We start from the raw sequence: 25,216 nt of genomic DNA on the forward strand, positions 1-25,216 counted from the left end.
GAATGAGACATAATGATGCCCCTAATGTATCTATTATTAATTATCGCTTTTATCTTCTCTGTCTGGGCCCAGTTCAGGGTTAAGGGTAATTTCAAGAAATGGGCCCAGGTGCCCAACCTGAATGGATTGACCGGATATGAGGCCGCACGCCGTATGCTTGATGCAAACGGACTGTACGATGTACCCATTGAACCGGTACGGGGTACCCTCTCCGACCACTACGACCCGATCAACCGTGTTGTCCGGCTGTCAGAGCCAGTATATTATGAAAGCTCCATTGCAGCGGTTTCCGTCGCCTGTCACGAGATTGGCCATGCGATTCAGCATAAGGAACATTATCCGATGCTTACGCTCCGCCACCGGATGTTCCCGGTCGTTAACTTCGCATCAGGTGTTGCACCCTTTATGTTACTGGCCGGTTTTATCTTCAGCTCGTTGAATCTTATTGGTCTGGGGATCATTTTCTTCTCGGCCGCAGTAGCTTTCCAGCTTGTCACGCTGCCTGTTGAGTTCAATGCCAGTAGCCGTGCACGCGAGATCATGGTACAGCAAGGATTCATCCGCAATGAAGAAGAACGCGGTGTCGCCAAGGTCCTGAATGCCGCAGCTCTCACATACGTGGCAGCAGCATTAGTCTCGCTGCTCGAGCTTATCCGACTGATCCTCATGTTCCTGGGCAACCGCGACTAAAAGTTAGCCTTAGTTAATCACAAACAATACCCCGGTAGGCTATGAGCCGACCGGGGTATTGTTTTGCTGTCTGTCTTTGAAATAAGTTAGCAGGAAGGTACGGAATGAACGGGCCACCAGCGGAAGCTTACCGTCCGCCCTGTGAATCAGCCCCACCGTTCTTGTAACTGAGGGTTCGACGACCCGGACCTGAGCCGGCTGCATTGGATTGGTCTGGTAGAACGCCATCTCCGGAAGCAGACTTACTCCCATCCCGGCAGCTACCAGACCGCGGATCGTATCTGTCTCCCCGCCTTCAAAAGCAATCTGCGGCTTGAACCCCGCCTGCAGACAAGCCTGCCATACAATCGGCCGCAGCGAGTAGCCTTGGCTGAATAAGACGAATTTCTCTTCCCGCAGCTGTTCAAGCCGAATCACTTCCTCTCCGGCCAGCGGATGATTCTGTGGCAGAATGGCGAACAGCTCTTCAGTCATTACAATATCGCCGGCCACATGCCCGTCATTCTCCGGAAATGGAGAAATGAAGGCCAGGTCCACCTCACCCGAAATCACATCCTTAATTAACGACGGATAGGCCCCCTGCTTAAAGCGGAATTTAACATGCGGATAATGACGGCGGAATTCCGCAACAATGGAAGGAATGAGATGGGTCCCGAGGCTATGCGGGAAGCCGATGCGGATCTCCCCGCGCTCCGGATCAAGGAATTCATGAACCTCCGCCACCGAACGGTCCAGTTCATTTAGGAGCGACTCTACTCTTTTGCAAAAGAGCTGTCCGACAGGAGTAAGCTGCAGGTTCCTCCCTTTCTGCATGAACAGATCTACACCAAGCTCCTGCTCAAGCTGATGGATCTGGCGGCTTACTGCAGATTGTGCGACATGCAGTTCTTCCGCCGCTCTGGTGACATGTTCTTTTTGGGCAACCTTTAGAAAATACTGCAGCTGTCTAAGCTCCACGTCTACACCCTCTCTTATCTTCGGTTTCGTTTGAACACGCGGATCATTAATCCATAAATGAAGAATCCGGCTACCAGACCGCCGATATGGGCCATATAATCTACATGCGGTGTGGCAAACGACATAATAATCCCCATCACCAGGAGGCCATACAGTGTCTTGCGCGAGCCCTCGTCCATCATCGTTCTTTGCAGTAACGCAATGTAGAGGAATGCGCCATAAACGGCGTAGATGGCACCGGAGGCGCCTACAGAGACAATCCCGATCTCAACTACTCCGCGGCCGCTGATGGCAACCCCCAGAAGGTTCGCCAGGAACCCGCCGGCCAGATACAACAGCGCATACCGCCACCAGCCCATCAGCCGCTCCAGGGGAGGCGCAAATACCAGCAGAGCGAAACTGTTAAAGAACAGATGGGCAAAGCCATTATGCAGGAACATGGCCGCAGCGTAGCGCCACAGCTCCTCTTTCTCTGGTCCGACATTTACCGTTGCCCCGAACTTCACGAGGGTCTGCAGATTCGTTGAGCCGCCATTCAGCGACAGCACAATGAACATCAGTACATTGGCCAGAATCAGCACACAGGTTACCGGATAATACCGGAGATAACTTTTCCACTTCTCGTATCGTATGAAAATCATAGCACCCATCCTTTTATGTATGTTGTCCGGCTCGACATTCAGCTTCTAAAAAGATTATAATTTATTGTGGCAGTAACAATCCAATATTGCAATCCAAGGAGGAAATAAGGACATGACGCAAGAAAGAACAGGCGTAGCTACTTTTAAAGGCAATCCCATTACTCTCGTAGGACCTGAACTGAAGGCAGGAGATTCCGCACCAGCATTCGTGGTAAGCAAGAATCTGCTGGAAGATGCTTCACTCGGTGATTATGCCGGCAAAATAAAGCTGATCAGCGTTGTGCCTTCCCTCGATACCGGTGTATGCGATGCACAGACCCGCCGCTTCAACAGTGAGGCCGCCGGTCTCGGCGATGACGTGGTTATCCTCACTATCAGCACAGACCTGCCTTTCGCTCAGGCACGCTGGTGTGGCGCTGCAGGCATTGACAGTGTAATTACACTCTCTGACCACAAGGAAACCTCCTTCGGACAAGCCTACGGTGTACTGATCAAGGAATTCCGTCTGGATATGCGTTCCATTTTCGTCGTGGACAAGAATGACAAGCTGGCTTATGTTGAATATCTCGCCGAAATGGCAGAGCATCCGGACTATGAAGCTGCCATTTCTGCTGTTCGGGCACTGTTGTAACCTCAAGCGCACCATACTTATACTTTTCAGTCTTACTTTTGTGAAAAAAAGCGGAAGAAGGTCATCCTTCTCCCGCTTTTTGCGTATGATGAGCCCTATTTATTATTGCCCGGCACGGCCTGTACCGTGCTTAGAAACCGCATACAATCTCTGGACAGAAAAGTGCAATTCGTTCTTAATCAGCCTTATATTTGCCCAGCTTCTTATCCAATGACTGGTACAAACGCTGAATGACACGGTAATTGGCACCCAAATCGCCAAGCGATCCTCTGGATGCAGAATACATATCTACGGCACAGCGTACCGGCGAGGTACTCAGCACAGATACGGTGATATCCAGTGTGCGACCGAATGCCGTTCTCTTCTCCAGGGTGATCTCCCCTACAGACTGTACTTCGTGAAGCACTTTGAATCCAGGAATCTTCTTCAGCGTTGCGGATACTTCATCCCACGCCTTGTCTCTTGAAAGAGTGTAATAACGTGTTTTGAGTGTCGGATCTTTTGCACGGTCGCTTGTTCCGTCATGACTGCGAAATAAACCGACCAAGGTTCTTTTCAACGACAAAATTCTTCCCCCTCTTCAAATCCCAAGTTCATTACTCTAAGTGTAACACTCTTATCCACGGAACAAAAGAGCATAGCGCACTTTGTCCGGGTAAATACCCCCGAAACACACACTATAAAAGGCACCCTACTCCTGCAGATAAGCAGGTAACAGGGTGCCTTGTCAAAAACAGTAGAAAACCCGCCTATGCCGTCCGGCTGCAGTGTCTTCTGAACCTGCTATAGCAGGTGGGTGACCGCAGAAGTCGTTTTTGAATTCCCCAAGTCGTATAGACAGGGCTGTTCAGCCGCGCTTCATGTAGATCTCCCAAGACATTATCATTGGTTCAAAACAACGAGCAACCATAACGTACATCGCAGGATTTATTAATATTATATTGCGTTTTAACGAAAAAGTAAACCTGTATGCGCTTTAATTAACACTGGAATAATTTTCCGTCTAAATCATTGATCTTTCAGTTATCGGAATGTTAACTCTTCTTGAGGTTAATACCCTCTTCCGCTTCCTCTTCATCCTCGTCAGAAGGCATACCTTCATTCTCGGCTGCTTCCAGCGCCGCCTGCTCTTCAGCCAGCTTCTTCTTCTCCACCTGCAGCTGCAGCTTATTGTACGTTGCATAGAAGTTAAAGAAAGCAAGCATAGCAATGAAAGTAGGAATACAAAGAGCGTAGAGCACCGGATACCGCAGACCTATATAGAGAAGAACCGCTGAACCAATTAGTGTAGAGAATACACGGATCGGCCGGGCGATGGTCAACAGAATGGAGTTGGTCACCACTTCCTTGAAGGTCATCTGGTAATGAACCACGATCGAGAAGAAATTGAACATGGAAACGAACAAAATAATCATCAGCACGAGCATCAGAATACCGACGATTTTGAAATTGGCCATTTGTGTCATGTATACGGTAACATCCACGTACATAATCACGAACAGCAGGGTGTAGATAATGCCTCCAAGCATGCTTTTGAAATAATTCTCTTTGTACCCCTGAAAAAAAGTGCGGAATGTGCTTACATCTGTGTTGCCCATTACCCATTTGCGTACCACTGTGAACAACGCCGCCGTAGCGGGAAATACAGTGAATGGCGCGAATACGCCAAGTACCCAGTTGAGCATGATCTGCTCATTCGGTCCGCCAGCTTCCGAACCCAGCATAATCATCTTCATAACTCCTGCGAACAGAAATGGAATCGAACACAGTGCCCACAAAATATTACTGAAGGCAATACGTGATATCCATTCTGTGATGCGGTATAAACCGCCCATTGCTCCCTTAAACTCCAATTCCCTTCCTCCTGTCTATCTAGCGCATACTGCGTATCTTAACTATACCCTATTTGACCCGGACTTTTCCAGCGCCCAAGTTTACAAGTTATAGGTAAGTGTCTACGCAAGCTCTGTGATCCGTCCATATATTAGAATCGTAACCACAACAACCACTGTTTAAAGGAGGTTAACCCCATGTCCGCACCCGGTTGCTGCAATCCTTGGACTTCCACCGGTACCATTCTCGTCCTGTTCATTCTGCTCGTCATTATTACCCGCACTTTCATCTAAACGTCCATGATAAGGATAAGGTATTACTCGAAGCATATCATTCTTATCTTTGCAAAAAAAAAGAAGACGAGAACCGCTCGCGGTCGCTCGTCTTCTTCTTATGTCAAACGGAATGCTTAAACGTCGTAATCCTGTTTAGCCGGACGGGTGCTTGTGCTGCTTGGGCGTGCCGACGGTTTACGGTCTGCGCTGCGGCTTGCACCGCCATCGCGTCCTGCTCCCGCATCACGGTTGCCTTTGTAGCCGCCGCCGTAGCTGCTGCCGCTGTTGCTGCCATAGCCGCTGCTGTAGCCGCCACGTGTGCTTCCGCCGCTGCTGGCATTATCACGGTTACCGCGATAGCCGCCGCCACTGCTGCTGCCAGTTCCGGAGCCTGTACGGTTGCCGCCATAGCCGCCGCCGTTAGGCTTGCGTCCGCTGCGGATATCGTTCTTGCCTCCGCGGCGTTTCGCACGGATCGGATCTTCAGGAGTCAGCTCGATTTGAGCATCCTTGTTATCGCCGGTAAGAAGCTTCATAGCTGCGGATAGCAGCTGTACAGAATCATATTGTTCCAGCAATTGAATGGCAATACCTTTGTATTCGTTCAGTTCCCCGCCATCCTCAACCATTGCCAGCAGACGTTCAGCTGTAATGCGCTGTTTGCCTTCAATAGCCTCAGCCATTGTAGGAAGCGGTTTGCGGGTAATACGGTGACGGGTAACACGTTCGATCAGATGCAGGTGATCCATTTCACGCGGAGTCACGAAGGACCATGCTGTTCCTTCTTTACCGGCACGGCCGGTACGGCCGATACGGTGTACATAGCTTTCCGGATCCTGTGGAAGGTCGAAGTTGATTACATGAGTTACACCCGAAACGTCCAGACCGCGGGCTGCAACGTCTGTAGCAACCAGTACATCAATACTGCCGTCACGGAATTTGCGCATTACAGCATCGCGCTGATTCTGCGACAAGTCACCATGCAGGCCATCAGCGGAATATCCGCGTTTCTGCAATCCTTCAGCAAGCTCGTCTACCCGGCGTTTGGTACGGCCGAAGACGATAGCCAGATCTGGGGACTCCATATCAATCAAACGGCTGAGCGCTTCGAACTTCTGGCGTTCAGGAACTTCAATATAAGCCTGATCGATTAGCGGTGCGCTGATTTGCTTAGGTATTACGGATACATGCTGTGGATTCTTCAGGAACTGCTGGGCAAGACGTTGAATGTTAGGAGGCATAGTAGCCGAGAAGAGCATCGTCTGACGTTCTTCCGGAACGAGCTTGAGGATCGTCTGGATATCCTCCATGAATCCCATATCCAGCATTTCATCAGCTTCATCAAGTACAATGGTCTGTACATCATCAAGACGGATGGTTTTGCGGTTGATATGATCCAGGAGACGTCCAGGAGTACCAATAATGATCTGTGGTTTCTTCTTAAGTCCGCGGATTTGACGGCCGATATCCTGCCCGCCATAGATAGCCAGTGAACGAAGTCCCTTGAAGCGGGTCAATTTGCCGATTTCTTCCGCTACTTGGATAGCCAGCTCGCGTGTAGGCGTCATAATCAATGCAACGATTTTCTCTTCTTCCCGGACGATCTTGGAAATGAGGGGAATCCCGAAAGCAGCGGTCTTACCTGTACCCGTCTGCGCCTGGCCGATCAGATCCGATCCGGCCATTGCAAGCGGAATAGCTTGCTCCTGAATGGGTGTTGCTTCCTCAAATCCTAGTTCAGTGATTGCTTGTAGCACTTTTGGCTCCAAGCCGAATTCTGCGAATGTTTTCAAATTATTCATGCTCCTTCTATACAGTGGACATTCCACATGCTTGTCTGTATTCTTAAGTAGCGGTAAACACATTTATAGGCTGTCCAATCATGCCGTATTTCCTGCATGGTTTAGCGCGTATTGGGACAAAAAAAATGTCCTATGATCAGGCCACTACATATACCTGACAACTGTAACTTCGCATTCTAAGCAATGCAAAAATACCATTGTAACGTCCTACTCAAGAATATCCTATACATTATATCACAAACCGGATCAGGAATACCAGTACATTCCTTTCTTTCATTACTTACATTAAACATAGAGGTGAATTTGTTTGTTGAAACTCAGACTATTCGGGAGTTATCTGGCCGTAATCTTCGGTTCTGCGATGATTGCCTGCGGCTTCAATCTGTTCCTGATCCCGCACAGACTGCTCAGTGGAGGAGTATCGGGCCTTGCCATGCTGGTCGGTTACTTCACTCCATTTAATATCAGCCTGCTGTACTTACTCTTCAATGTACCGCTGCTTGCCGCCGGCTGGTTCCAGCTCGGACGGAGGTTCATTATCCTCAGTATCCTCTCTGTCGGAGCCACAACCTGGCTGATGACCCTGGTACCGGTGCATCAGGTCTCCTCGGATATGCTGCTGGCTTCCGTCTTCGGAGGGGTGCTTGTAGGTGTCGGGGCCGGAGTGTCCTTCCGTGTGGGCGGCTCGTCCGGCGGATTCGATATTCTGGGCTCGATTATTACACGTTACCGCGATTTCCCGATTGGCAATGTCCTGGTCGGCCTTAACGGGCTCGTTATTCTGGCCGCAGCTTATTTCGATAACAACTGGAACCTGGCACTTGCTTCCATGGTCTCCATTTATGTGAGCGGTAAGGTCGTCGATCTGATTCATGTCAGCCACATCAAAGTCACCGTCTATATAGTAACAACCCGGACGGATGAGCTTCTGCAGCAATTGTTGGGGCTTCAGCGCGGTGTTACAAAGATTAAGACGGAAGGCGCTTATTCTCATGTGGAACGGGACATGCTAATGACAGTGACCACACGTTACGAACTCGCTGAGCTCAAACGGATCATCAAAACAAGCGACCCGCAGGCTTTTGTGAACATCGTTGAAACAGTCGGGGTTATGGGGTCTTTCCGCAAAAGATAGGCTCCGAAAAAAATGCGCATAATTTAAAATTGTGATATATTAGTACCACGCAGGACCCTTATCAATTTCATGAAGATTGTGATTTACCCCTCTTTTTTCCAGGCACTTCGTTTTTCCGGGTGGACCCTGAATTCAAATTCAGTTCGATTCGAAAAAGGAAAGGGTGATTTTTGTGGAAATGGAAACGGTAAAACTGTCAGCAATCGTCATGAGGTGGTATCCCGATATGATACCGTTTCTGAAGCAGGACGAACTCAATTCTGTAATCGTTCTGCGTGACGGTCTGAGTATTCTGGAACCGGCAGATGCCATGGATATCATCCATTACAGCATTTGCGAGCATCAGAATTCTGCGTATCTTCACTGAGCAAGCTGCCCTAAGAGCAAGTTTTTATAGTTGCCGCTTCAGATTCGGCCTTCGTGTCCGGATCCGAGCGGCATTTACTTTTTAATTCAGCGGTTCAAAATCTGTACATCCCGTTTATAAACAACAAGAGCGGTTTTTTATGACACCAAAAATTACGGGTATTGTTACAAGTCTGTTCTTTTTGAGTGCATCCGTTACTTTATACTTTAAGGGAATGTACATAAAGGGAGCGAATAACGAATGAACATCACCTGGGCATTACTGATGATGGCCCTGGGAGGCGTTGGTGTGCCGAATAACGGCCACGACGCTGATGTGGCAGCAGCACTGCAGAGCGCCATGAATCCCCCCATCGTCGCAGAACACACTACGAATCCAGAGACAACAGCGATTACACCGGGTGGAGCTGGCAGCACGCCAGCGCCGGAACCTTCACCAAGTGCAACACCAGAAGCAGGAATTAATACCGATCCGCAGCCGGATGCACCAAAGGTTAAGGGGATTTATGTAACAGCCTACAGCGCCGGGGGCGAACGCATGGAAACCCTGCTCGCCCTGCTCGACAAGACGGAACTGAATTCCATGGTCATCGATATCAAGGATGACGCCGGTTACATCACATACAAAACGGATAACACGGAGCTCCAGCAAATGGGACATCCCCAGCCGTTCATTGGAGATATCAACAAGCTGATGACACGTCTGAAGGAGCATGACGTATATCCGATTGCCCGGATTGTTGTTTTCAAGGACTCTGTATTGGCCAAGAAGAACAAGGAATTATCCTTTGTAAATACCGACGGCTCAGTCTGGGCTAACAAAGGCGGAGACAGCTTCGTGAATCCTTATAATGAAGCGGTGTGGAAATACAATGTGGATATTGCCAAAGAAGCTGCGAAGCTCGGATTCAAGGAAATTCAATTTGACTATGTACGCTTCCCTGAAGGCTTCGAGAAACGTGCAGATACACTGAAATACACCAAGAGTGACAGACCGCGTGTAGAAATCATTGCCGACTTTGTCAAATATGCCAAAGCAGAGCTCGCGCCGCTCGGCGTACGTATATCTGTTGATATCTTCGGCTATGCAGCCTCAGTTCCTGCAGCAGAAGGTATTGGTCAGGATTTCGTCAAAATATCGAAGAATGTAGATGTCATTAGCCCGATGGTCTATCCAAGTCATTATTCTACCGGCTGGTTTGATGTCAAAGATCCGGATAAGGACCCTTATGCTACAATCAAAGGCTCTATGGTCGATACACACAAGAAGCTTGATCCGCTCGGCAGCTACAAGCCGGTAATTCGTCCATGGATTCAGGATTTCACCGCCAGCTGGCTCGGCAGTGGCCATTATGTCAAATACGGCAAGAAGCAGGTTGAAGACCAGATCCGCGCCTTGAAGGATGAGAAGGTGGATGAATTCCTGCTCTGGAACGCCAATAACCGTTATACCTCGGAAGTGGATTACGAACAATAAGCTTACAGCAATTATCTGATGTATCCAATCACCATAAGAAGAACCGGAACCCGGCAATTGCCGGGTTTTTTACTGAGAATTAAGCATGTACATCCTACAACTACTATTAAGATAACGGGGCATCCACTATTATGAAACAGACATCTTCCCTTAAACAAAAAGCCGGACAGTTTCTGCATATCCTGCTTCCGATTCTCATTACACAAATTGCATTGTCGGCCATCACTTTCTTCGATACGAATATGTCCGGTAAATTCGGCACAAATGATCTCGCCGGTGTAGCTATAGGAACAAGCCTGTGGATTCCGATCCAGACCGGACTCAGCGGGATTCTAATGGGAATCACGCCGATTGTCTCTCATCTGATCGGCAGCCGCCGCAATAAAGATGTCGCCTATCAGGTCATGCAAGGCATGTGGCTCTCCTTGCTCGTATCGATGCTGGTGCTCATTCTGGGCGGATTGGCCTTATCGCCGGTACTCCATTTCATGAACCTGGAGCCAGAGGTACGCAATATTGCATTCCGGTTCCTGCGGGCGATTTCTTTTGGCATTATTCCATTGTTCGGTTATACCGTAGTCCGCAGCTGCATTGACGCACTGGGTCAGACCCGTGTCTCGATGTTCATCACACTGATTGCTCTTCCGGTTAACGTGGGCCTCAATTACCTCCTGATCTTTGGTAACTTCGGATTCCCCCGCCTTGGCGGAGCAGGTGCTGGTGTAGCCTCAGCCATTACATACTGGGTAATCTTCCTGATTGCCCTGGTCTTTATCTATCGAGCCGAGCCCTTCAGAGGCCTGCAGCTCTTCCGCAAATTCCATGCCATGTCGCTTAGCAGCTTTAAGGAACTGATGAAGATCGGTGTACCTATCGGTTTCTCAATCTTTTTTGAAACTGCGGTTTTCTCAGCCGTAACGCTGCTTATGAGCCGATTTGATACGGTTACTATTGCAGCCCACCAGGCAGCGATTAACTTCGCGTCTACCCTGTATATGATTCCGCTGAGCATCTGTATGAGTCTGACGATACTTGTCGGCTTCGAGAGCGGCTCCGGCCGCCTTAAGGATGCCCGACAGTACGGGATCATGGGTATTGGAACGGCAGCGGTCCTCTCACTGCTTACCGCGCTGGTGCTGTTGTTTGCCGGCAGCCATGTCGCCGGGCTGTATTCGGATGAACCTGAAGTGATATCTCTAATTCAGCATTTCCTGATCTATGCAATCTTTTTCCAAATCTCCGATGCCATCGCAACTCCAATTCAAGGTGTACTGCGGGGGTATAAGGATGTCAACCCTGCCTTCATCATTTGTTTCATTGCTTACTGGGTGATTGGTCTTCCAGTCGGATACCTGCTCGCGACTTATACTGATTTGGGCGCTTACGGTTACTGGATCGGGCTGATCACTGGTCTGGCTATAGGCGCTATTCTGCTGCTGTCGCGACTCATAAGGGTGCAACGAAGATTCGCTCTTCAGAAGGCTTGAGTATTTACAGCTTATATTCGAAAAACAGCCGCAGGCAAGAGGTGAATCCTCCTGTCTGCGGCTGCTCTTTTTAGCGGCTTTTCACAAGCAGCTGTACTGCTTCCTTGATGACCTGATCCGGAGTATTTCCCTTGGCCAGCTCCTCCTGAATGCAGTGCTCCAGATTGTCTCCGATAACTGCACCGGCAGTGCGGTCTACAGCGGTTCTGATCGCGGTCAGCTGGGTTACAATCTCCCGGCAATCCTTGCCCTCCTCCAGCATGCTGAGAACCCCCCTTACCTGACCTTCAATACGCTTCAATCTGTTTATTATTGCTTTGTCATATTCCACAGTTTCTTCGCCCCTTTAAATGAACAGATTAACACCCGAATCCTCTGCGGCACCGAGATAGCTGGCAACACCGCCAATCTCTACCCCTTCAATCAATTCTTCCTGTGAGATACCCATGATGTCCATACTCATAGAACAGGCCATCAGCTTCACACCGGCATTAAGCGCCCCCTGCATAAGCTGCTCCAGTGAATCTACATTCTTACGCTTCATCGTGTAGCGGATCAGTCTCGCACCCAGCCCGCCCATATTCATTCTTGATAAGGGCAGCTTTTGCGTTCCTTGCGGCATCATCATTCCAAACATTCTGTCGAGAACCGACTTCTTCACCCGCTGAGACTGCCCACGGCGCAGAACATTCAGGCCCCAGAAAGTAAAGAATATTGTTACCTGCTTACCCATCGCAGCGGCACCTGATGCGATGATGAAGGAGGCAATGGTTTTGTCCAGATCGCCGCTGAATACAACCATAGTTGTCCCTTCAGTAACTTTGGGGTTCTGTTTCTGTACCTGGAGAGCCTCTTCTGCATTCCATGATCCTTTGCGCACCAGCGCCTTCACTTTGCCTTCAGATACATCCAGAGATTCCAAGGTGTTATAAGTCTTGCTGCACCACTGTCTAATGTCAGCGGCAAAACCAAAATCCGTCGCGGTTATTTCAACACGCTGGCCTGCTTCCATTGACTTTACAGTTTCATATACTTTGAGTATAGGGCCCGGACATTGCAATCCGCAAGCATCCAGTAAAAGGCGCTGTTCAGTCTTCTCCTCTTTCGGGCTATTCCCTGTGTCGGATGGATCTGGAAGCGCTAAACCGGACGAAGTCATGTGCTTCTCAATACTCTGCGACCCGCCTCCTGCCATAGCGGCATAAGTTTTATATCCTCCGTCGACATTTCTTACAGCGTATCCGGATTGGCTTAACATTCGGGCAGCAATATAGCCGCGCAGCCCCACCTGGCAGGATACCGCTATTTCCTTGCCCCGCGGAATCTCTGTAAGCCGGTCTCTCAGCTCCGGCAGCGGAATGTTTATAGAACCGGGAATACAGCCAGATAACTGTTCTACTTCATCCCTGACATCAATAATAAGTCCGCCGCTGCGTGAGAATTCATCCACTTCATGCCACTGCAGGTTTCTTACGAGTCCCTCCATGAGGTTAGAGGCTACGTAACCCGCCATATTTACCGGGTCCTTAGCAGAGGAATACGGCGGAGCATAAGCCAGTTCAATATCTGCCAGCTCACCGGCTGAAAGATTGCCGCGAATTGCTGTGGCAATGACATCAATCCTTTTATCAACACCGCTGCTGCCCACTGCCTGCGCTCCGTAAACGGCTCCTGTCTGCGGATTGAACAACAGCTTGAGCGCTATCGGAGCGGCATCGGGGTAATACCCGGCATGAGAATTAGGATGTATATGCACAGCTTCAAAGGGCACCCCAAGAGACCTGAGCGTCTTCTCGTTATTACCGGTAAGCGCAGCTGTTAAATCAAAGATCTTAATTATTGCCGTGCCCATGGCTCCGCTGTATGCTGCTTCGCGTCCATTAATATGATCTGCCGCGAGACGGCCCTGCCGGTTCGCCCCCCAGGCCAAAGATACCATGGTATCGAAACCTTGGATGCGGTCCTTCACTTCAATGACATCCCCGACGGCATAGATAGCCGGGTCACTGGTCTGCAGGGAGGCATTCACTTTAACCGCCCCCCGGATACCAAGTGCAAGGCCACTGCTGCGTGCCAGATCATTCTCAGGACTGACTCCAATTGCCATGATCACCATATCAGTTAGAAGCTCTTCACCGGAGGAGAGGCGAAGCAGTCTGCCTTGTTGTTCAAAAGCCTCTACACCCTCATTCAGCCGCAACTCTACACCATGAAGTCGCATATGGTCTTCCAGAGGCCGGGCCATTTCCGGATCGAGGGGATTCAGAATCTGCTGGCCCCGGTCAATTACAGTTACTTCAAGACCCCGCTGCCGCAGATTCTCTGCCATTTCAAGGCCGATGAAGCCTGCACCGATCACTGTGGCATGTCTGGGCTGATGGCTATCAACATAAGCCTTGATGCGGTCGGTATCGGGGATATTTCTTAATGTGAACAAATTCTCTGCAGCAGAAATACCCTGAATAGGCGGCACTATCGGCCGCGCACCGGGAGATAACACTATGATATCGTATGGAATCTTTTCAACCTCTCCAGTGTTGATGTTGCGGCATTGTACCAGCTTGTGTTCGCGGTCAATCTCTGTCGCCTCAGTGAATATTTTCACATCGATATTGAAACGGGCCCGTATACCCTCAGGTGTCTGCAGAAACAACTTTTCTCTGGAATCAATAGTTTCTCCGATGTAATAGGGCAGCCCGCAGTTGGCAAAGGAAACATGCTCTCCACGTTCCAGAATAATAATCCGGTCTTCCTCACTCAATCTTCTTAAACGTGCAGCAGCTGATGCTCCTCCTGCTACTCCGCCAATAATGACAATAGTTCTTCCCACTTCTAATTCCCCCTTATGAATAATACCCCTATGGGTATAAATATATACGGGTGGGGGTATATAGTCAAGTAAAAAGATGTTCTTGCTGTAGGTCATGGCACCCGTATAACGGAATCCTATTTATCTATACAGCTCAGAGCAAAGAAATGTCGAGTTAAGCACCTCTTTCTAAATAGAATCACAGGAAAAAGACCGCCTGTCTTCAGGCGGTCTTAAAGGAAAATAATAATTCCCTGTTCCTACTATTGGGACAAACGGGAAGCCAATTCATACAGATCCGTGTCAAAGTCTTTCTTAGTATTCACTACTTTATCGATATCAGTAAGAGTCAGTTCACCCTTGATAATTCCGCATGCTTTGTCCGATTCGCCCTCAATCAGCTTGCGGACCGCGAAGTCACCCAGACGGCTGGCCAGGTTGCGGTCACCCGGAGTAGGTGTTCCGCCGCGCTGGATATGTCCCAAAACTGTTACGCGGGCATCCAGAGAAGCATGACGGTCCTTGAGTGCCTGCGCCACATCTTCGCCTTTGCCTACGCCTTCAGCAACAATTACAATACTGTGGCGTTTGCCGCGGGCAAAATTGTCCTTCATCCGGTCCGCTACTTCATTCAGGTCATACGGCATTTCAGGTACAAGGATTGTTTCCGCACCGGAGGCAAGACCCGCATGCAGCGCGATATCTCCGCAGTGGCGTCCCATAACTTCCACGATCGAAGAACGCTCATGGGAAGACATAGTGTCACGCAGCTTATTGATCGCATCCACTACAACGCCAACAGCCGTATCGAAGCCAATGGTGTAATCTGTGAATGAAATATCATTATCAATTGTTCCCGGCAAAGCCATGGTGTTAATTCCTAGCTTACTGAGTTTGTTCGCCCCTTTGTAAGAACCGTCACCGCCAATGACTACTAGGCCGTCGATGCCCATTTCATTAAGAATGTCAGCACCTCTTTGCTGGCCTTCCGGATTCAGGAACTCCAGACAGCGCGCAGATTGAAGAATGGTGCCCCCGCGTTGAATAATGTCACCTACACTGCGCAGATCCATCGGGAAAATATCACGGTTGAGCAAACCCTGATACCCGCGCTGAATGCCGAACACTTCAATTCCGAAGTAGATCGCGCTGCGGACAACCGCACGTACAGCGGCGTTCATGCCCTGTGAATCTCCTCCACTGGTTAGTACTGCGATTTTTTTTACGTTTGCCATTGTGTTTGTTCCTCCTTAAAATTGCGCCGGATATCCTCCGTATCAGAATGAGCCCCGGCAGCATCTAGTGCGACTAATACATGTGTTTGCGTATCCAGCGGCTGTTAACGAAGAAGAATAGCCGGGTCAGCGGGCTTTTTCTCATCAGCCGTTTGGATACAGAGCGAACCTCCCGCTGTTCGCTGACTTTCGGATCGGATAAATAAAGTGCCAAGAGCCCCTCGATGACCATACGATGCATTGAGGTCTCGGGAAGAGTCCGGACATCCTTGCGGGCCCACTCCACGATGGAAGCGATCCGATTCAGCATGGTATCAGTGTTGTCATAATAATTGCAGAAATTGAGGTCACCGCCTGCCCGGTCTTCGTCCTGGTCAATCAGATAATCCAGCATAATGTGCAGTCCGCACACATGCGGAAAGTAAGCAGCGCGAATCGAAGCCGATGCGTCCAGGCTCAGCTTGGGATCGCATGAGGCCAAAAAAAGCATAAAGACGCCAAGGGTTGAACCGGTTGCGGCTGCAAACTCATTCCACCCGAGATGAGGTGCACGATGGCCCTCTCTCTCCCACCATTCCTTCAGGGCAGCTTCCCTGAGCTCCGGACGGATGTGCTTGTAGACCTGAAGATCGGTGTATAATACGGCCAGATCACGAATCTCGGCGGCGGCGGCGGCGTATCCGGGAAGCTGGGAGGTCATCTCCTGGCATTTGCGGACCAGCCTGTACAAATATCCGCCGTCATTCTGTTCATTGCGCAGCTCGTAGTAATTCCCCGGCTCTGCCTCAGGGTTAATTGCATCAAGCATGGATTGATGCAGCAGCCGGAAATCGGCAGGGTCAAGTGAAGTACTACGATCACATAGGTTGTCCAAATAATCACTGATCGTCTGATAAGCAACAATTAGCGGAATCAGTATATGTCTCATCGACAAATTGCCGGCGGCATAAATACCGCCGCCTTCGCAATGAAACTGCTTCGTTTCAATGCTGGCAAGCGCTTGCTTGCGGAGCTCGGGATCGGGAATCCCTTCTGCATCCTGGCGCCAGAAATCGAGGCATGCCCGCACTTCCGGCAGCACGTACTTGTAGACCCTGTTCATCAGTCCAATGGGACCGCGCGGACTAAGGTAACGGCCTTGCTCAAATTCATTCAATGACAGTGCCTCCACATTGTTGTCTCCTTATCCAAATCATCATTATTATAATATGCAGAGCGTATTTGTACAAACAACAAAATCACTTTCGCAAAACCTTGAAAGATTCAGAAAAACGTTTTTCCACGAAACCCATGCCTCAACAGCTTTATGCTATACTATTACCCGTTCGACATTAAATGTATGAGATTAGGCTTTATTTCATATCTGGAGGAGTGCAGGTTCATGTATGCAGGACGGAGCGGCGGCCAATATAGCGATCAAAACTGGCTGCGATCCTTTATGTTCACCCTATACGGCACCAGTGTGCTGGTTGTATCCTATTTCCCTTTATTCTATTCACATTTGGGCTTCAGCAGCCCGCAGATGGGTCTGCTCTACTCTGTCGGCCCGCTGATCTCCATCCTCTCCAATCTGTTCTGGAGCATGATGAGTGACCGTCTGGGCACTGTCCGGAAGATCATGGCCCTCCTGCTCGGAGGTCAGCTGGTAACCGCTATCATTCTGGCCAGAGCCGCAGATTTCTCGAGTGTTATGCTTATTTTGTCCGTTTTCTATTTCTTCTATTACCCTGTATTTCCGCTTGCGGACACCATGGCCATCAAAATAGCCCAGCGTCACGGTCGGAACTTCATTGCCATCCGTGTATTCGGCTCGCTCGGGTATTCATTCTTCGCCCTAACGATCGGTTATGTGCTGAGAGCACTCGGTCCTGACTATAGTGTAGGCATTTGTATTGTGATTGTCGTGACCGCACTACTTATCACCTTCGGACTGAAGGATGTAAAAGTCAGCGAGCCAGTTTCCGCACACGTAAGCGGGGAAGCTTTAAGCAAACCGCTTAAAGGCGGCGGTCTCAAAGAAATTCTATTTCAAAAAGAAGTGCTGTGGTTCTTCAGCTGTGTCTTCCTGCTCGCTATGGGTTACCGCATGAATGAAGCCTTTCTGACCATCAGCCTCAAGGGAATGAATGCCGGGGATGAGATTGTCGGCTGGGCATTACTGGCTTCCGCTCTTAGTGAGATCCCTATCTTCTTCCTGCTGAGCAAATACGGCGACAAATTCAAGGAACTGCCGCTGCTTGCTTTCGCAAGCCTGATGTTTGCCTTGCGGTTCCTGTTCATGTCACTGGCTCAGGAGCCGGGAGCTGTAGTTGCCATTCAGGCTATGCACAGCGTCTCCTTCGGCATTTATTATGTAACCGCCGTCCGCTATATCACGCGGATGATCCCGGATCATCTCCGGGCAACGGGAATGGCACTCTTCACGGTTGTATGGTCCAGCGGTGCCGGTCTGCTCAGCGGCACCTTCGGCGGCCTGATCTATCAGGATGCGGGACGCACTGTATTTTATATGGTGGCTACCGGATTCTCAATCCTTGCTTTTATCGGCTTCCTGTCCAAGCACCTGATGGATGTGGGGGGAGGCCCCGACCGGCCGTTACGGAAAAAGGCCGGGACTCCGCTCTGAGTATTGTATTGTGGGAATTATCCAAACAGCCATGCCATCCCGGAGCCGGGAGTGGCATGGCTGTTTGGATTCTCATTCTATAGTAGAAATAAAAAAACACAGTTCCCTAGAGAACTGTGTGCTGCTTAAGTTGCTTGTTGCTACTCATGCAAATGCGTGTTGCATCAAATATATATATTGCGGCTGGCAGAAGCTCTGCCTGACCGTATCTTATAATTTAACTACGTTCGCTGCTTGTGGACCACGGTTACCATCCGTAACATCGAATTCAACCGCTTGGCCTTCATCCAAAGTCTTGAAACCGTCGCCTTGAATAGCTGAGAAGTGAACGAATACATCTTCGCCGCCTTCTACTTGAAGGAAACCATAACCCTTTTCTGCGTTAAACCATTTTACTGTACCTTTCAAATGAACAACCTCCTAAAAATACCGCCATATATGGCGTATGCTTACATTATACTCCATCTATACTTGTAAAGCAATCCATCTTTTCCCTGTATTCGTGATTTAATTTGCTTTTCCCTTCTCCGGTGCGTTATCATTGAGCCAAAAGCCAAAAATCGCCAGGGTGGTAATGATAATGATCAAAAAACATGAAATATACAAAACAGACAAATGGAATATGATGACAGTGGAAGTTCAGGGACGTTATATTATCCTCCGTGAAATTTCCGATCAATGGGGAGAAGAAACACATACCTTCATGAGCCGTCCGGCCATGATGCAGTGGGTCAACAACCGCTTCAACAAAGAGTCCTACAAAGACAATGAAGAAGAGTACAAGAATATCATCGCTGCCTTCAAACAGGTATAAGCGCGAATGAACAATGAGAGCCTTGTAATCTATGTAATTGTCGTTCTGTGTCTGGGTGCCGTGCTCATTATGAGCAAGGACAAGATGCCGCCGCGTTTGAAACGCGGCATGGCCTTAACTGCAGTCATCATGATTGCACTCGCTTTTGTCTTCATTATTTACAGCATGCTCGCATAATTTCACCGTAAGTAACTATAAGAATTAATAATCAGGATTTGGCAGGACATACTAAGCCTACTTTAAGATTCAGGAGGCTGCTGTCATGTCGTTTACTTCCAAATCCCTCCCGCTGCTGCTTGTTCTCAGCCTGCTGCCGGGGAATGTGTCCGCAGCAGTGCCGCAAGCCGAGACTATGTCTGCTGCATCCCATCAACCGAGGAGGATTATATCTATGGAACAATTACCCAAAAGAAGTGAAGTGCCCGCCGAGAACCGCTGGAAGCTTGAAGATATGTTTGCTTCAGAGGAACAATGGGATGCCGAATACAAGGAAGTGAAGGAGCTAATCAAAAGCGCCTCTGACTTCCAGGGCAAGCTTGATTCTCCTCAGGCCCTTAAGAAATGCTTCGAGCTGGACGACAAGCTGTCCCTGCTTACCGAACGCCTCTATGTCTATGCGCACATGCGCCAGGATGAAGATACGGCGGCTCCAAAGTATCAGGCGCTCTCCTCAAAGGCCAAGAAGCTGGGCGTTGAAGCCGGGGAAGCTCTTTCTTTTGTCACACCGGAAATTCTGGCCCTGCCAAACGAAACCCTGGACCAGTTCATTGCCGATCCTTCTCTCTCTGACTATACCTTCACCTTAACGGAAATGAAACGTGAGAAAGCGCATGTCCTCTCCAAAGCGGAAGAAGCATTGCTCGCTCAGGTGGGCACTCTAGCCCAGGCTCCGCAGACAGTGTTCGGTATGCTGAACAATGCGGATCTGAAATTCCCGAAGGTCAAGAATGAAGATGGCCAGGAAGTGGAGCTCACCCATGGCAGCTATATTCAGTTCCTGGAAAGCCCGGACCGTGAAGTGCGCAAGAATGCCTTCAAAGCGGTCTATGAGACCTACGGCAAGCAAAAGAACACCATCGCGGCTACGCTTAGTGCGAATGTGAACAAGAATGTATTTTACTCGCGTGTGCGCAAATACCCTTCCGTGCTGGAAATGTCCCTCTACGGTGACAATATTCCGAAGGAAGTCTACACTAATCTGATCGACACCATCCATGAAAGCCTGCCGCTTATGCACCGTTATATGAAGCTGCGCCAGAAGCTGCTTGGAGTAGATGAGTTACATATGTACGATTTGTTCGCTCCGCTCGTAGATGAATACAAGCTGAATATTACTTTTGAGGAAGCCAAGAAGATCACTAAGGAAGGGCTTAAGCCGCTCGGCGAGGACTACCTAAGCGTGCTGCAGGAAGGCTACGACAAAAGCTGGATTGACGTTTATGAGAATGAGAACAAACGCACCGGCGCATACAGCTGGGGAGCTTACGGCACCCACCCTTACGTGCTGCTGAATCATAATGACAACCTCAACAGCATGTTCACACTGGCGCATGAAATGGGCCATGCACTGCATTCCTACTATTCAGACACGACGCTGAAATACCGGGATGCCCAGTACACCATTTTCCTGGCAGAGGTAGCTTCGACCACCAATGAAGCCCTGCTGATGGATTATCTGCTCAACAAGTCGACCGATCCTAAGGAAAAGATGTACCTGCTCACCTATTATGCCGACCAGTTCCGCACTACCGTGTTCCGGCAAACGATGTTCGCAGAATTCGAGAAGATCATTCACCAGCGTGCTGAAGAAGGCGAATCGCTTACTCCTCAGGACCTCTCTGCTATCTATTACGACCTGAATGTGAAGTATTACGGTAAGGATATGGTCGTGGATAAGGATATCGAGATGGAATGGGCACGGATTCCGCATTTCTACAACAGCTTCTATGTCTATAAGTATGCTACGGGCTTCTCGGCGGCGACCAGCTTCGCCAAACAGATTCTGGAGGAAGGCAAACCGGCGGTGGACCGTTACCTCGGCTTCCTGAAGAGCGGCGGCAGTGATTATTCGATCAATATCTTGACCAAGGCCGGCGTTGACATGTCCTCTCCTGAACCGATCCGTGAAGCAATGAGCGTATTCGAGAGCGTAATCGAACAGATGGAGCAGTTGACCAAGTAAGACAGAAAGCTTAGTATTACAGTAATCCCTTGCCCTTGCGGGCAGGGGATTTGTATTGTCATACCATTCTGAGGAGGTAGCTATATGAAATTTCAATGGTCACTTATATTAGGTTTATTTTTCGCTCTGCTGACTGCAGTATTCGCAGTAATGAATGTGGATACGGTTCCCGTTAATTTCGGGTTCGACTTTGTCAGCATCCCGCTCATTCTTGTCATTCTCGGCTGTGCGCTGATCGGTGGCGTTGTTGTCGGTTCTTACGGCATTTTCCGCCAATATAAGCTGCAGAAGCAGATTAAAAGCTTGAACGCAGAGCTGACCAAGCTCCGTGATGCAGGTAATGCCATGGATTCAATGTCTGTCCCTAATGATGTCCTCTCTTCAGAAGGATCAGCCCAAGTATAACCATACACCGAATAGGAGGAACACCCCTTGCTTAACATTCAGCCTAATGAAGAATATATCCTTACCCTGCTCAAAAAACTGCTCGACACCCCCAGTCCCAGCGGTTTCACCGCCCAGGTGATGACTCTTGTGGCCGAAGAAGCGGCTGCACTGAATATTCCGCTGAGCTGGAATGAGAAGGGCGGCGCGATCCTGACTGTTCCCGGACTTGATCCTTCGCGCACCATCGGCATCAGTGCCCATGTAGATACGCTGGGCGCCATGGTCCGCTCCATTAAACCAAACGGTACCCTGCGCCTGACCTCTGTCGGCGGGTTCACCATGAATAGTATCGAGAATGAGTACTGCACGATTCATACGCGCAGCGAATTAACTTATACCGGTACAATCCTGACCAGCCACCCTTCCGTGCATGTGTATGCGGATGCGCGCGACTTCAAACGTGCGGAAGAGAACATGGAAATCCGTATTGATGAAGTGGTCTCGACCAAAGATGATGTGCTGAAGCTGGGCATTGCTGTGGGTGATTTTATTTCTTTTGACGCCCGTGCGGTATTGACGCCGAGCGGTTATGTTAAGTCCCGTCATCTCGACGACAAAGCCAGCGTAGCGGCCATCTTCGGCCTCCTGGAGAGCATCCGGCGCGAAGGCTGGAAGCCGCTCCATAACCTGTCCCTATTGATCTCCAATTACGAAGAGGTCGGACACGGTGCTGCCTGGATTCCGGGCGGGATTAACGAGATGATCGCTGTGGATATGGGCGCTATGGGTGACGATCTAAGCTGCAAGGAGACCGATGTCTCCATCTGTGCCAAAGACTCCTCCGGACCTTATGACTATGCCATGACCAGCAAGCTGATTGAGCTCGCTAACGGGCTGGCGATTCCTTTTGCGATAGATATCTATCCGCAGTATGGCTCCGATGCTTCAGCGGCGCTGCGTGGCGGAAACAACATCCGGGCCGCGCTGATCGGTCCGGGCGTGCATGCCTCCCACTCCATGGAGCGCACACACAAGCAGGCCGTGTTGAATACAGCTAAGCTGCTTGCCGCTTATGTTGGGGCGCACTGAATTAAAGATATGGCTGCGAGTTCACGGTGAGCTTAGGCTGTGCGGAATGAATCATAGAGACTATGAAGGCCATTAGCCATGCTGCGGAGTTTGCGGAGGGATGCTTGTGTCGGCGCGATTTGAGTTTGGGGGACGGCTGCAGAGTTTGCGGGGGCATCGCAGGTGGTGGATTGTTACTGCCGCTGTGTTGCTGACAGTGTTTGTAATCATCCTGGCTGCGCTTAGGCTGACAGATGATGAAGAGCAAGAGGTCTTTGACGGCCTCCCTCATAGGTACATCTATGCGGAGAGTTCAGGCGAGGTTCAGCTGCATATGATGTCGCTGAACCCGGAGGATGTGGTGCTGCGGCGCGCAGGGCAGCCGCTGCGACAGATTGCCGCCTATGGAATCAATGGCGGCTTCTTCTATGGCGATGACCTGCTGTCCATCGCCATCATGAACGACGTGCCGGTGAACGGCGCACCGCAGGGCTACGGCTCCGGCTGGTTCAACGCGAAGTACGAGCGGGGAACCCTGGTGTGGGATGGAGCCGCGGGAGCGTTCAGCGTACAAGTCGTTGCCTCCGGCGGCGACCTGGCGGTGAGTGACCGCGGGCATTACTGGGCGCAGGGCGGGATCAGCATGAACCTGCAGCATGAAGAGCTGTGGGCAGCTGCGGCGGCCGCAGAGCATCTTCCCTTTGAGGGCGAGCGGCGCCTGCGCTCCGGGCTGGTCTACGACCAGTCCGGCAAGCTGTGGCTGCTCGTCACGAATTCGCTCTGCACGGCAGCGGAGTTCCGCAACGCCGTGCAGAGATCCGTCCCCGGCGAGGGACGGGAAGGGATCTTCCTCGACGGAGACGGTTCATCGCAGATGAACGCAGACGAGGTAGTGCTGACCGGCGATTCGCGGCCGGTCGTGCAGATGATTGCCGTGGCGGGCGGGAAATAACCGGGGCCCGGAGCCTTACCCGGCCACGGACCTTCCTGCTCGCCACGATGCTTATGCCGATCACAATGCTTATAGCTATGTTATAGCGTAATAACCAAAGAGTGCTGTGCCAGTTCTATTCATAACTGGCACAGCACTCTTTCTGTTAACTGTATAAGATAAGCTGAACTATGGAAAGCATCGGCGGGAGACGTATCCCTATTTTTCACTATGGAATAATACTTTCCGGGTGAAGAGGACCAGAAAATCCGCTATTTGAGCAGATTCAGCGGATTCGCTGTCCAAGCGGACTCAGAGGCCCTTATATGACCGATTATGCCTCATTTCGGGCTTAATCAATAACATAACGGAATCTCAGTCCGCTTCACCCTCCCAAAGAGTATTTTTGGAGATAAAGCGGCTTGTCAGTCCGCCTCACTCTCAGGCTTGAGTATTTACAACCGATCCAACAGTAGAATGTAATGTTTTTGAAAATTTACAGGGATGGCACAAGTTCAATTCGCGGTATATCCCCGTTCTTATAGACCGGAATGAGCTGCACGGGGCTTTTGCCGGAATCAACTACAGCTATAGTGAGATCCTGTTCTGAAGTTTCCTTATGCCTCCGGGACAGCTTGTTATCAGCTGAAATAGGGTGAGCTATAACTGGTGCAGAGGTATAATTGTAGTATTGGAGCGCCTCTACATTGTGTTCAATGTGTTCATTGGCTTCATCGGGGGCTTCCGGCCTTCCGAACAAGAAAACAGCAGCAACAAACATGACACTTAAGCCTATATCTCTCAGTCGTATGTTCATCATGCACGCCTCCGCAAACAGTAAGATTGAAGAAACAATCTTTCTACATTTAAGCACATATATATAAGAACATCCTACCATAAATTTACTATATAAGACGCACTTAAGAGTTGAATTTGAAGCTTAGTCGTCACTGCGGTGAACCTTTGGACTTCCGGCCGCTCCCCCCCCCCCAGATTTCTTGATGATTACCGCTGTTCGCGGTAGATATCCGGTGGCTGATTATGCTTCCGTAGCTTGCTTTCCTGGAGAAAGCTTTCAGGCGCGGTCGCTATCGCTCCACAGTTCCAAGTTCCCTCTCCGCTTCTTTCGCTTTTTGTTATTTCTTAGTGCGTCCTATATGGTGCATAGCTATTCCGGGGAAATCTAATGTTGTATTTCTTCCACAGCGCAACAGGAAACCCGGCCTCTGAACTTCAGGTGCCGGGTTTCCTGTTGTGCGTTTAAATCACCATACCTGCTCCAGCTTATCTGCATAGAACATAATAGCTTTGCTGTAACTGTGAATCCCTGCATCGGCAGAGGTTTCGGACAACAGCTTAAGCAGCAGCTCCATCGCCTCTGCATGCGCACCCAGATTATGCAGCGTCATGGCCAGGAAGGCTTTGAACTCCGCACGCTGCGGAAATTCAAGCACGCCCTGCTCCAGTAGCTCCCGGGACTGTGAGTATGCCCCAAGCGTCCGGTACGTGCTTCCCAGTCCCAGCATTGCGCCTGCCTTCTGCTCCTCATCCGGAAGACCAAGAGCAAGACTCTGCTCGTAATAGGGCACGGCCTCGCGTTCCATGCCGAGCACATCATGCGTCCAGGCTAGCTGATAGTACAGCTCGGCATTGCCGTCATCCGCTGACAGCAGCTGAAGCAGCATGACTCTCGCTTTCTCTGCTTGCCCGGAGGTCCGCAGCGCTATGGCAGCTTCGAGGGTACTTGTCACTGGCAGCGACCTCCTTATATAAATAACTCTAATATAATTCTGACAGGAAAAATTAATAACTATATAACCGCTCTTTAGACAACAACCCTACAAGATACCGGCCAGTCACTGTGAGACTG

The 25,216-nt window shown here is 50.0% G+C and carries 26 protein-coding genes and 1 other RNA gene; 14 read left to right on the top strand and 13 right to left on the bottom strand.

Annotated features, from left to right (window positions below; genetic code table 11):
* Positions 1-12: 12 nt before the first annotated feature.
* Positions 13-690 carry a zinc metallopeptidase gene (locus tag MKX70_RS27460; protein WP_442950510.1) on the top strand — a complete coding sequence of 226 codons (678 nt, stop codon included), beginning with the start codon at positions 13-15 and terminating at the stop codon, positions 688-690.
* 39 nt (positions 691-729) lie between these two features.
* On the opposite strand, the gene MKX70_RS27465 is transcribed toward MKX70_RS27460, so the two are convergent.
* Both MKX70_RS27465 and MKX70_RS27470 read right to left on the bottom strand, forming a co-directional pair.
* Positions 730-1,647: a LysR family transcriptional regulator gene (locus MKX70_RS27465; RefSeq protein WP_039299738.1), complete on the bottom strand. Its 918-nt coding sequence runs from the start codon at positions 1,645-1,647 to the stop codon at positions 730-732.
* Between the two features lie 14 nt (positions 1,648-1,661).
* Positions 1,662-2,288: a rhomboid family intramembrane serine protease gene (locus MKX70_RS27470; protein ID WP_042235039.1), complete on the bottom strand. Its 627-nt coding sequence runs from the start codon at positions 2,286-2,288 to the stop codon at positions 1,662-1,664.
* A 112-nt stretch (positions 2,289-2,400) separates the two neighbouring features.
* On the opposite strand from MKX70_RS27470, the gene tpx reads away from it, so the two are divergent.
* Positions 2,401-2,919, top strand: a complete 519-nt coding sequence (gene tpx / locus MKX70_RS27475) for a thiol peroxidase (protein ID WP_042235038.1) — start codon at positions 2,401-2,403, stop codon at positions 2,917-2,919.
* A gap of 175 nt (positions 2,920-3,094) precedes the next feature.
* On the opposite strand, the gene MKX70_RS27480 is transcribed toward tpx, so the two are convergent.
* The 3 genes from MKX70_RS27480 to MKX70_RS27490 form a co-directional block, all read right to left on the bottom strand.
* On the bottom strand, positions 3,095-3,484 hold the full coding sequence (locus tag MKX70_RS27480) for a DUF1499 domain-containing protein (protein WP_039299722.1): 390 nt from the start codon (positions 3,482-3,484) through the stop codon (positions 3,095-3,097).
* Positions 3,485-3,657: 173 nt separating this feature from the next.
* Positions 3,658-3,849, bottom strand: a non-coding RNA gene (gene ssrS / locus MKX70_RS27485) — 6S RNA.
* A 104-nt stretch (positions 3,850-3,953) separates the two neighbouring features.
* Entirely contained in the window at positions 3,954-4,772 is an 819-nt protein-coding gene (locus MKX70_RS27490; protein WP_042235036.1) for a YesL family protein, read from the bottom strand.
* A 177-nt stretch (positions 4,773-4,949) separates the two neighbouring features.
* Between MKX70_RS27490 and MKX70_RS27495 the strand changes: the two genes are divergently transcribed.
* The gene (locus tag MKX70_RS27495) at positions 4,950-5,045 is read left to right on the top strand and encodes a hypothetical protein (RefSeq protein ID WP_039299719.1); all 96 of its coding nucleotides are present in this window, start codon (positions 4,950-4,952) and stop codon (positions 5,043-5,045) included.
* Positions 5,046-5,161: 116 nt separating this feature from the next.
* Here MKX70_RS27495 and MKX70_RS27500 read toward each other — a convergent pair whose 3' ends face one another.
* On the bottom strand, positions 5,162-6,820 hold the full coding sequence (locus MKX70_RS27500) for a DEAD/DEAH box helicase (RefSeq protein WP_042235034.1): 1,659 nt from the start codon (positions 6,818-6,820) through the stop codon (positions 5,162-5,164).
* Between the two features lie 319 nt (positions 6,821-7,139).
* Between MKX70_RS27500 and MKX70_RS27505 the strand changes: the two genes are divergently transcribed.
* The 4 genes from MKX70_RS27505 (at position 7,140) to MKX70_RS27520 (ending at position 11,294) form a co-directional block, all read left to right on the top strand.
* A complete protein-coding gene (locus MKX70_RS27505; RefSeq protein ID WP_039299805.1) occupies positions 7,140-7,964 on the top strand; it encodes a YitT family protein in 825 nt (274 codons plus the stop codon).
* A 178-nt stretch (positions 7,965-8,142) separates the two neighbouring features.
* Positions 8,143-8,331: a hypothetical protein gene (locus tag MKX70_RS27510; RefSeq protein WP_171718441.1), complete on the top strand. Its 189-nt coding sequence runs from the start codon at positions 8,143-8,145 to the stop codon at positions 8,329-8,331.
* Between the two features lie 240 nt (positions 8,332-8,571).
* Positions 8,572-9,807, top strand: coding sequence for a putative glycoside hydrolase (locus tag MKX70_RS27515; protein WP_042235032.1), 1,236 nt, complete (start codon positions 8,572-8,574; stop codon positions 9,805-9,807).
* A gap of 131 nt (positions 9,808-9,938) precedes the next feature.
* Complete coding sequence (locus tag MKX70_RS27520) at positions 9,939-11,294, top strand: MATE family efflux transporter (RefSeq protein ID WP_042235030.1); 1,356 nt, start codon at positions 9,939-9,941, stop codon at positions 11,292-11,294.
* A 70-nt stretch (positions 11,295-11,364) separates the two neighbouring features.
* Here the strand turns inward: MKX70_RS27520 and MKX70_RS27525 are convergent, their stop codons facing one another.
* The 4 genes from MKX70_RS27525 to MKX70_RS27540 form a co-directional block, all read right to left on the bottom strand.
* On the bottom strand, positions 11,365-11,625 hold the full coding sequence (locus MKX70_RS27525; RefSeq protein ID WP_042235028.1) for a metal-sensitive transcriptional regulator: 261 nt from the start codon (positions 11,623-11,625) through the stop codon (positions 11,365-11,367).
* A gap of 15 nt (positions 11,626-11,640) precedes the next feature.
* Positions 11,641-14,124, bottom strand: a complete 2,484-nt coding sequence (locus tag MKX70_RS27530) for an FAD-dependent oxidoreductase (RefSeq protein WP_042235027.1) — start codon at positions 14,122-14,124, stop codon at positions 11,641-11,643.
* A 242-nt stretch (positions 14,125-14,366) separates the two neighbouring features.
* Positions 14,367-15,338 (bottom strand): 6-phosphofructokinase, encoded by a 972-nt coding sequence (gene pfkA, locus MKX70_RS27535; protein ID WP_042235025.1) that lies wholly within the window; start codon positions 15,336-15,338, stop codon positions 14,367-14,369.
* Between the two features lie 73 nt (positions 15,339-15,411).
* On the bottom strand, positions 15,412-16,494 hold the full coding sequence (locus MKX70_RS27540; protein ID WP_042242166.1) for a tetraprenyl-beta-curcumene synthase family protein: 1,083 nt from the start codon (positions 16,492-16,494) through the stop codon (positions 15,412-15,414).
* Between the two features lie 225 nt (positions 16,495-16,719).
* Here MKX70_RS27540 and MKX70_RS27545 point away from each other — a divergent pair, with 225 nt between their 5' ends.
* Complete coding sequence (locus tag MKX70_RS27545) at positions 16,720-17,964, top strand: MFS transporter (protein ID WP_042235023.1); 1,245 nt, start codon at positions 16,720-16,722, stop codon at positions 17,962-17,964.
* A gap of 210 nt (positions 17,965-18,174) precedes the next feature.
* Here MKX70_RS27545 and MKX70_RS27550 read toward each other — a convergent pair whose 3' ends face one another.
* Positions 18,175-18,372 (bottom strand): cold shock domain-containing protein, encoded by a 198-nt coding sequence (locus MKX70_RS27550; protein WP_036725228.1) that lies wholly within the window; start codon positions 18,370-18,372, stop codon positions 18,175-18,177.
* A 172-nt stretch (positions 18,373-18,544) separates the two neighbouring features.
* On the opposite strand from MKX70_RS27550, the gene MKX70_RS27555 reads away from it, so the two are divergent.
* From MKX70_RS27555 to MKX70_RS27580, 6 genes are all read left to right on the top strand, one after another.
* Positions 18,545-18,778 (top strand): hypothetical protein, encoded by a 234-nt coding sequence (locus tag MKX70_RS27555; protein WP_036702226.1) that lies wholly within the window; start codon positions 18,545-18,547, stop codon positions 18,776-18,778.
* A gap of 6 nt (positions 18,779-18,784) precedes the next feature.
* On the top strand, positions 18,785-18,955 hold the full coding sequence (locus MKX70_RS27560) for a hypothetical protein (protein WP_039299681.1): 171 nt from the start codon (positions 18,785-18,787) through the stop codon (positions 18,953-18,955).
* Positions 18,956-19,169: 214 nt separating this feature from the next.
* The gene (gene pepF, locus MKX70_RS27565; RefSeq protein WP_042242164.1) at positions 19,170-20,960 is read left to right on the top strand and encodes an oligoendopeptidase F; all 1,791 of its coding nucleotides are present in this window, start codon (positions 19,170-19,172) and stop codon (positions 20,958-20,960) included.
* Positions 20,961-21,044: 84 nt separating this feature from the next.
* Positions 21,045-21,365 carry a LapA family protein gene (locus MKX70_RS27570; protein WP_042235020.1) on the top strand — a complete coding sequence of 107 codons (321 nt, stop codon included), beginning with the start codon at positions 21,045-21,047 and terminating at the stop codon, positions 21,363-21,365.
* 27 nt (positions 21,366-21,392) lie between these two features.
* Positions 21,393-22,436, top strand: coding sequence for a M42 family metallopeptidase (locus MKX70_RS27575; protein ID WP_042235019.1), 1,044 nt, complete (start codon positions 21,393-21,395; stop codon positions 22,434-22,436).
* Between the two features lie 106 nt (positions 22,437-22,542).
* Positions 22,543-23,367, top strand: coding sequence for a hypothetical protein (locus MKX70_RS27580; protein ID WP_231637831.1), 825 nt, complete (start codon positions 22,543-22,545; stop codon positions 23,365-23,367).
* Positions 23,368-23,842: 475 nt separating this feature from the next.
* Here MKX70_RS27580 and MKX70_RS27585 read toward each other — a convergent pair whose 3' ends face one another.
* Both MKX70_RS27585 and MKX70_RS27590 read right to left on the bottom strand, forming a co-directional pair.
* Positions 23,843-24,166, bottom strand: a complete 324-nt coding sequence (locus MKX70_RS27585) for a hypothetical protein (protein WP_156123086.1) — start codon at positions 24,164-24,166, stop codon at positions 23,843-23,845.
* Between the two features lie 445 nt (positions 24,167-24,611).
* The gene (locus MKX70_RS27590; protein ID WP_042235013.1) at positions 24,612-25,097 is read right to left on the bottom strand and encodes a tetratricopeptide repeat protein; all 486 of its coding nucleotides are present in this window, start codon (positions 25,095-25,097) and stop codon (positions 24,612-24,614) included.
* Between the last annotated feature and the right edge of the window lie 119 nt (positions 25,098-25,216).

Source organism: Paenibacillus sp. FSL R7-0312 (genome assembly GCF_038004445.1).
Classification (GTDB): domain Bacteria; phylum Bacillota; class Bacilli; order Paenibacillales; family Paenibacillaceae; genus Paenibacillus_AQ.